The sequence below is a fragment of the Cognatundibacterium oligocarboniphilum genome (assembly GCF_013377855.1).
Classification (GTDB): domain Bacteria; phylum Pseudomonadota; class Gammaproteobacteria; order Burkholderiales; family Burkholderiaceae_D; genus Undibacterium; species Undibacterium oligocarboniphilum.
Window position 1 is genome coordinate 1 of sequence record NZ_JABXYJ010000021.1, and the last position, 6,949, is coordinate 6,949.

Annotated in this window: 8 protein-coding genes and 1 pseudogene; 5 read left to right on the forward strand and 4 right to left on the reverse strand. The window is 49.4% G+C overall.

All coding sequences use genetic code 11. The features are described 5' to 3' along the window. The 4 genes and pseudogenes from HV832_RS17175 to HV832_RS17015 all read left to right on the forward strand — a co-directional run. A partial coding sequence (locus HV832_RS17175; RefSeq protein ID WP_218132074.1) for a hypothetical protein occupies positions 1-226 on the forward strand: 226 nt, incomplete at its 5' end. A 32-nt stretch (positions 227-258) separates the two neighbouring features. Continuing rightward, entirely contained in the window at positions 259-726 is a 468-nt protein-coding gene (locus tag HV832_RS17005) for a hypothetical protein (protein ID WP_176805246.1), read from the forward strand. Between the two features lie 54 nt (positions 727-780). After that, positions 781-990: pseudogene (locus tag HV832_RS17010) on the forward strand (chromate transporter); the annotation flags it as partial. 501 nt (positions 991-1,491) lie between these two features. Further along, entirely contained in the window at positions 1,492-1,941 is a 450-nt protein-coding gene (locus tag HV832_RS17015; RefSeq protein ID WP_176805247.1) for a hypothetical protein, read from the forward strand. Positions 1,942-1,999: 58 nt separating this feature from the next. Here HV832_RS17015 and HV832_RS17020 read toward each other — a convergent pair whose 3' ends face one another. After that, positions 2,000-3,874 (reverse strand): DUF4209 domain-containing protein, encoded by a 1,875-nt coding sequence (locus tag HV832_RS17020; RefSeq protein WP_176805248.1) that lies wholly within the window; start codon positions 3,872-3,874, stop codon positions 2,000-2,002. Between the two features lie 243 nt (positions 3,875-4,117). On the opposite strand from HV832_RS17020, the gene HV832_RS17025 reads away from it, so the two are divergent. Beyond that, positions 4,118-5,152, forward strand: coding sequence for an AAA family ATPase (locus tag HV832_RS17025; RefSeq protein ID WP_176805249.1), 1,035 nt, complete (start codon positions 4,118-4,120; stop codon positions 5,150-5,152). Between the two features lie 173 nt (positions 5,153-5,325). Here the strand turns inward: HV832_RS17025 and HV832_RS17030 are convergent, their stop codons facing one another. The 3 genes from HV832_RS17030 to HV832_RS17435 all read right to left on the reverse strand — a co-directional run bounded on the left by HV832_RS17030 (position 5,326) and on the right by HV832_RS17435 (position 6,901). Then, on the reverse strand, positions 5,326-5,682 hold the full coding sequence (locus HV832_RS17030) for a hypothetical protein (protein WP_176805250.1): 357 nt from the start codon (positions 5,680-5,682) through the stop codon (positions 5,326-5,328). A gap of 105 nt (positions 5,683-5,787) precedes the next feature. Further along, positions 5,788-6,342: a hypothetical protein gene (locus HV832_RS17430; protein ID WP_244954631.1), complete on the reverse strand. Its 555-nt coding sequence runs from the start codon at positions 6,340-6,342 to the stop codon at positions 5,788-5,790. Positions 6,343-6,364: 22 nt separating this feature from the next. Then, positions 6,365-6,901, reverse strand: coding sequence for a DNA-binding protein (locus HV832_RS17435; protein WP_244954632.1), 537 nt, complete (start codon positions 6,899-6,901; stop codon positions 6,365-6,367). Between the last annotated feature and the right edge of the window lie 48 nt (positions 6,902-6,949).

Consider the following 6,949-nt stretch of genomic DNA (forward strand, 5'->3'; position numbering starts at 1 on the left):
AATATTTTTACATGAATCCCGGCCGACCCTCAAACAGGCAGACAGTTTGCATACCCAGCTCACAAAAGCAGTTTCGCGAATCGAGGAATTGCAAAATCGCTTACAACATCAACAATTGGAGCTAGCGACTGCCGATGGAAAGATTGCCATGCAGCAGTCACTAGTTGAAGAATTGCGAACATTTTTACATCAAAGCACTACCGTAGATACGGATCGAGTTGGTTGAGTTTATCAAAAATGCAAGCAATCGAAAGGACTATGAAAATGGTCGACATCACAGCACCAGTAGCGACAGTAATTGCGTCTCTCGTGGGCATTGTCGTTGCTGGTCTCACAGCCGTGACTACATACGCCACGACGAAGAGGCGAGAACAGGAAGCAGAGATACGCAAAGAGAAGCTGGAACACTACAAAGATTTTATGGCGAGCCTGAGCGGAGTCATTTCAGGCGAAGGCACACCGGAGGGGCAGCAGGAATTTGCAAGAGCCTGCAACAAATTAAACCTCGTTGCTCCGCATGCTGTCATCGTCGCTCTTCAGTCGTTTCAACAGGAAATCAAGATGACCAATTCAAGCCCCTCAAAAACACGGCATGACGAACTTATGTCTTGTCTCATTCATGCAATGCGAGATGATTTGGGACTACGCAACAAGGGCGAAAGCGATAGCTTAGTCTTCGGCCTGTGGGCCTCTGGCGTGCCTACGGCAGAAAGACGGGAACAGTAATCATGACATTCCTCATGTAGAGACTATAGACGGATATCATTATAGATTCACACACAAGCCGCCCTCGCGGGCGTCAATGCTGCTGTAGTGGGACTTCTGCTGGCCGCACTCTACAGTCCGGTGTGGATCAGTGCTGTTTTCAAGCCTGCGGACTTTGACATGGTTGTGCTCGCCGTCGTAGGGTTGATGTTTTGGAAGTTGCCTCCATGGCTGGTGGTGCTGAGCAGTGGTGCTATGGGATGGTTGTTGGGTACCGTTCTCTAACCAGGCAATGATGATGCCGGTATGGGTTATTTTATCCTTATCTCGGCTCAACCCCTAAACCGCACTAAATTGCACGGAAAGGACGCAAATCCGGCACTCAAACTGATGAATATTTGCCTTACTTTACATTTTTGGGGGATGGGCAGAAATAGCCAAAGTTGAAATTTTCTTTTCCCAGGGAGCATTACGTTTAACTAACCGATAGATTTACGTTAGAGCACTCGAATTCCGTCAATTATGAACATATAAAACTTAGGATGCGATTTTACATAATATAAATTATGCGAAATTCAGAAGGTATCTAAGAAGGCTGCAAATGGTGCTGAATTCTTGCATAAATAGAACGAAATTCACCCTTGCAAAATTGGCACTGTTTAACCCTTCCACACTTCAAACGGCAACAACTTAAAAACTCCAAAATCTCATCCTTCGGAACGCCTGAAAGTCTCAGGCGTTTTTTTTCGACCNACCCATCAGAAGAAACTGCGCCACATTGAGAATTTGTACCAGCACGCCGATGGGCTCCATGGTCATGGAGCCCTGGACAACGCGTTGGGCACATTGAATGATCGAAATTTGGCTGTAATTCTTGAGTCCTGGTTTATCTCGATCCGCAACCAACCAGAGACCTCTGGCGGCGACGAACTTCGATGGCAAAACGGATTTGGATTTGTAACGGCCGTCGTCTCCTGGATTGCAAAAAGTAACGCAGATGCAAAACTGCAGCGCATTGAAAGCCGCCTTCAGCAACTCTCTGTCCTCTACAGCCAATTTCGGATCAAGAAACGGAATTCACCTGAAACAATTAGATCGTTACCGGCGTCTACCGTGGAAACCTTATATGCGAGCCAATTGGAACATCCGTCTACAGATGCAGATGAAATTTTCCTTCACCAGGTGCAGGAGAAAGACAACTTCGACCAACGACAACGCAACCTTCATACCGCCTAATACAGTGTAAGCACTTCGTTGGTTCAACTTTCAGCGCATACAAAACCCGAAAAAACGCCTACGTCTGCGCCGAAGGTAGTTGCGCAGAATCAGGATCGACCACGTCTCGCGCATTAGATTCGAAGTGCCCGAACATTCGAATTGCCATCAGCGAGTGGATGACCCAATTTGCCATCCCCAGACCAAAACCATCGGCACTCGCTAGACCATGGGCCACTCGATTTCGCAGGTTGATCCCCTTCGGGCTGGTGTATAGCGCGCGCATATGCAATCGGAACCGGGGATGAGCTTTTTCCTTGAATGTCCCATTTATGAGCAGCGCGCCCATGCCTATCGTCTCGAATCCACCCTCGCGCGGGTTGTGCCGCATGGGTGACTCGCCATACCTGCGCAGCATCTCCCTCAACCCGGCCTCCACCTGCGGCACAAGGACATGAACAGCCTTCACGAAGTCACCTGCATACCATGCGGCTATACCCTCTCGCAGCAGCCCGTGCGTCGGCACGGGAAATAAAGGGCTCTGCGTCAGAAGCGCGATCAACGCCTCTGCATCGACACTCCAATGACTAATCATCCGCGCCAAGGCTTGATGCAGCCAAGGGCTAGACCCGCCGATGTAGGTTGCGGCCGCGTTGAGAATGCGCCCCTGTAAGTCATCCTCGACCGACCCGATGGTTGCCGTTGTAAAACCGTTGTCGTCCATTAACGTGATGGAAATGCTCGCGTGCAGCGGCGCGTTAGCTGCACTGGACTCGACTAACCGGTGCAATTCTTCAGGATCGGACATCAGATGAAAGGCGATTCGGCCAACCGCTTGCTTCGGCGATTCCGCCATTAGTTCGGCGAGCCAGCGCTCCATTTCTTCCTCAGAGACGCTAATTGGTACGGACGACAGGCGCATGGACTGCTTGGCCTCCTCTGAGCGTGCAATGATTTCCGCATCAACGCGCGAGGCGTCTTCGACCAAATTGTTCTGCCGATAACGGATGCTGATATCTTCGAGCCACGCGATAGCGGTTATAGCGTTGGCCTGTTTAGCGAACGTCTCGAATGTGCCTGCAGCCTTTTTGAGTGCTGCCACACCGAGTTCTGGCTGTTTGGACTTGGTCGCCCAGCGTGCTATACGATCGGCGGTTTGCAGGGCCAGATGTGGCTCGAATCGCTGACGGTCCGCCAGATCCGAGCAGGTGTCCAGCGCCTCCGTTAGCCAGCCGGTGACCTCCATGCGTTCTGCGTCGGTTAGTACCAAACCTTTGCGGTCAAAGACAAAATCGTCGATAAGCCACCACTGGCCCACATGCCCGGCTGCACGATTCGCCCGATTGAAGTCGAAGGCCGCCTTCTTGGCACGCTCGATCAGCGAGGTGTCTTGGATGTGCAGCGCCAAGCTCAATGCGCGCTCCAAGAAGCGCCACGCCCTGAATAGCTGCAATGGAATGCCTGCGTCCGTCAGGCCAATCGAATCCAAATAGGCTACCGCCGCGCGTTGCGCCAACTCCCGAGGCAGCGCAACGGGAGCCTGCCCAGGGTGCTCTCGGTTCCAGATGCGTCCGATCTCCCACGCCAAATCGGCGTAACGTGCGCGAAGGATGGTATGCGGCGTTTGCTCAGCACGCGCCTTCCAGTATTCGATAACCTCAGCATCAATCTGCTTGGCATCGGGGATATGAACCTCGTTGCCATCCTTGTCCGTTCCTGAAGATATTGGTCCAAAATAGGAGTCCCACGGGCCTCGTTCGGCGGCCGTGGTGGTAACGAAACGATGCCCGATGATTTCGGCAATGTATCCGCGCAGCTCTTCAGGCGGCAAAACGCCGGGATTTTGCACCAGCGCCTCCAACTCGGCTGCTAAGGGCTGATGATCCAGCCACAACGACACCGCGGTTTCGGCCGTCAACAAGCGATGAGCTACAGCAGGAGGAAGCAGAACCATTTTTAAACCTTGTAGGACATGTCCAGAACGAAATTGACATATAACATTATTGAACACCGGTAGTTATTGGCAGTGCTGCGTGATTATCCAGCATTGCTAGGCCCGTAACATGGGCACGCTGATCTTTTATGCCTTACTGAATGCTATCCAATAAATCCTTCACTTCATATCCCATGAAAAGTCGCCTTTTGCACAAAGGCTATATGATAATTGACCTCATGCCGCTTCATTGACAGGATTTTCATGCACATAACTAAAGTCTCGCTGCAAAATTTCGGCCCATTCGCCGATTCCAACTTCCAGTTTTCGGGAAATAAAATAAATATCGTGACTGGAAATAATGCCAGTGGAAAAACTCAACTTTGTGGCGCGATAATTGCAGCAATCGTTGGTCGTTCAGCAATCCACATTGCGGAACAAGGGATTGGGCCCTCACTTGCTTCGGCCACGCTTGTTTCGGGAACTTCCGAAGAGGAGACCATTCTTCGTGTGTCAAACGATTCAAGGATCGAAGTAACCCATACTCCCAGCCCGCTTGCGATTAATGTTTTAGCTGCTATCAACGACTTCAATAGCCCACTTTTCCTGATCACCAAAGACTTGCATACGCGCCGCTTAGCAAAGTTTGACCTTCGCAGCGACACACAACATTTGCCTGACAATATTAAGAGTCACGAATTGTGGTCAAACCTCCGTAATATTGTGTTAGCGAATCCGAACATGGGATCCGGCGGCGAGCAGATGATTGCCGCTCTGTTGCGAGAACTCGTCGTACGAAAAAAATCAGGATTAGCGCTTCCGCTGTTGATCGACGAGTTTGAACTGTCTCGCGACGATGGTGTAAGAGATTTCACGATGGAAATCCTGACAGAGATTGCAAAGTTGTCGCAAGTAATTCTCTTTTCGCATCAAAAAGATCTTCTCCCACAACAGATCAACCGTATCGAACTATTTCGCCCTGATCACCATATCAGATCGCTTGCGGGATACAACTATCAACTGTTTTCCCCTAGAAATATAGTGAGAACTCGTAGTGATCCGCTCAAATTGATAAAAGGCGCCAAATTTCCGTATCATGAAAACCGTGGTTGTGAACTAAAGGAGGTGAAAGGCTCCAATCCGCTCAGTTCGATTAAGGCGCTAGTCGACCAATACGCAGTCGCCTTTCTGAACGCTGGCGTACCGCAAAAGGGTTCGATATTTTGGGGAGTTCGCGACGAGGATCGAAGGATAGTAGGCGTGACACTGACTGAAAGCGAATGTGAGGGACGGCCGTGATTACGGTTTTTTTCGCCAAAACATACTTAACTCATTGATTTAAAATGGTAATTTTGAAATTTTCCTATCTTCCCTAAGAATGTAGAATTAGACAGTAAAACCATCGGTGAGCAATTAGATGAGCACTATTTCTACAGCGCTTTAAGTTCACCTTCTGGCTTTCCCTTTACATTTTAATCGTCGTTTCGATCCGCATATTGCACCTGGCCATCACACCAATTACAACAACCCAGTTTCGCAGTAGCGTGATTGTTGGCCAATTGCTTGTCCAACTGCTCTGCTGCGCGTCGTAGCGCAAATGATGCGGCCTGCAACTCTTTGGTCATGCAACCAACCTGCTCCGCCTCAGAAAATTGTACGAAATCATCCAGTAGAGTTTGCAGCGGCACGCTTACCACTTCGTGCAGCCTTTCCTCAAACGTTGTTTGCAGGTAGATTATCAGTTCCTGCTGCCTTGGTGCGGCATGCAAGCGAAATGCTTGATGCCAGCTGAAGGCTGGGTTAAATAGATTTTTGTCGTCAGAATTCATCAATATTTGTTTTTAAAGTGACATCGAGGGTTCGTTTTAATTAACCCTTGCACGCGGCTGAAAATCAATAAGATGGTCTGCACAGCCGTGTTGCTTAGGAATAATTTACTGCGGTTTCACATTCAAGAAAGCCTTAAATTCAGCCATCATTAGCTGCTGAGCGTCAAGCTTGGCATCGCTCTTGGCCAACTCCAATTGCAAACTGCTTATCTGCGTCTCCAATGCCTTATTTTGAGTAAATGCATCAACATGCTGCTCCTGTAAGTCAGTGATCCGGGCAGTCTTTTCAATTAATTGAGTCTCCATCTGCGCGGCACGCTGTGCGATGGCTCGTTGTGCATCTAATTCAGTCTGTGTCTTACGACTTTGATTTTTCTCTTCATATAGCGACTTCTGCGCTTGGGACAATTCTGCAATCAGCTTAGCCCCATCCTGGTTGAGTTGCGTCACTTCGTTCTGCTTAAGCACTAGGCTCTGCTGCAAATGACGCAGCTCAGCTTGTAGTTGCTGAACTTGTTGTTCATGGCGTCGGATATCCTGATCACGTTGCTCTTTGACCGATGATCTGTAATGCTCCAGGGCATCCCGTGCATGATTGTGTTTTTCTTCCAATGAATGCCGGTGTGTTTCATTCTCAACCAAGCGCTCCTTAAGATCCATTACCTGCTGCGCCAAAGTATGCCTAGCGATGGATTCGCTCTGCAATGCTTCCCTGGTTTGCTCGTGGGATTGGATTTCTTGTTTGATCGCGGCTATGGTGAGGTCGAGTTTTTCTTGGATCGCAACATTTTTTGCCGTNTGCTTCCCTGGTTTGCTCGTGGGATTGGATTTCTTGTTTGATCGCGGCTATGGTGAGGTCGAGTTTTTCTTGGATCGCAACATTTTTTGCCGTCAAATCTGTAACTTCTGCCTCATGCAGGAGATCTTTTTCGCTATGCCGCGATTCCAGTTCGGCGATGCGATTACTTGCCTCTGTCTCTAGCTGGGCAGCCAGGCGCGCCACCAGATCCTGTAGCGCTTCGGTGATGGAGGTTTTGCGATCAACGTTACCGCCATTCGCCTCTTCTAACTCCTTCAGGTACTTGTGTATGGTGGTTTTGGAGCCGGTATTGCCCAAGGCAATTCTCACCGCATCGACCGACGGATGACGCCCTTGAGCTAACAGGCTATTGCGTGCTTTTTCGACTTCTGACTTATACAATCCGGTTCTGGCCATCATTTACTCCATTGAATATAATAATGTATTACATACCATGTAATTACATAC

Bases quoted from the DNA above. Each gene is read 5' to 3' on its own strand.
- HV832_RS17005 (WP_176805246.1), top strand. From the start codon at position 259: ATGAAAATGGTCGACATCACAGCACCAGTAGCGACAGTAATTGCGTCT.
- HV832_RS17025 (WP_176805249.1), top strand. From the start codon at position 4,118: ATGCACATAACTAAAGTCTCGCTGCAAAATTTCGGCCCATTCGCCGAT.
- HV832_RS17020 (WP_176805248.1), bottom strand. From the start codon at position 3,874: ATGGTTCTGCTTCCTCCTGCTGTAGCTCATCGCTTGTTGACGGCCGAA.
- HV832_RS17030 (WP_176805250.1), bottom strand. From the start codon at position 5,682: ATGAATTCTGACGACAAAAATCTATTTAACCCAGCCTTCAGCTGGCAT.
- HV832_RS17430 (WP_244954631.1), bottom strand. From the start codon at position 6,342: ATGGATCTTAAGGAGCGCTTGGTTGAGAATGAAACACACCGGCATTCA.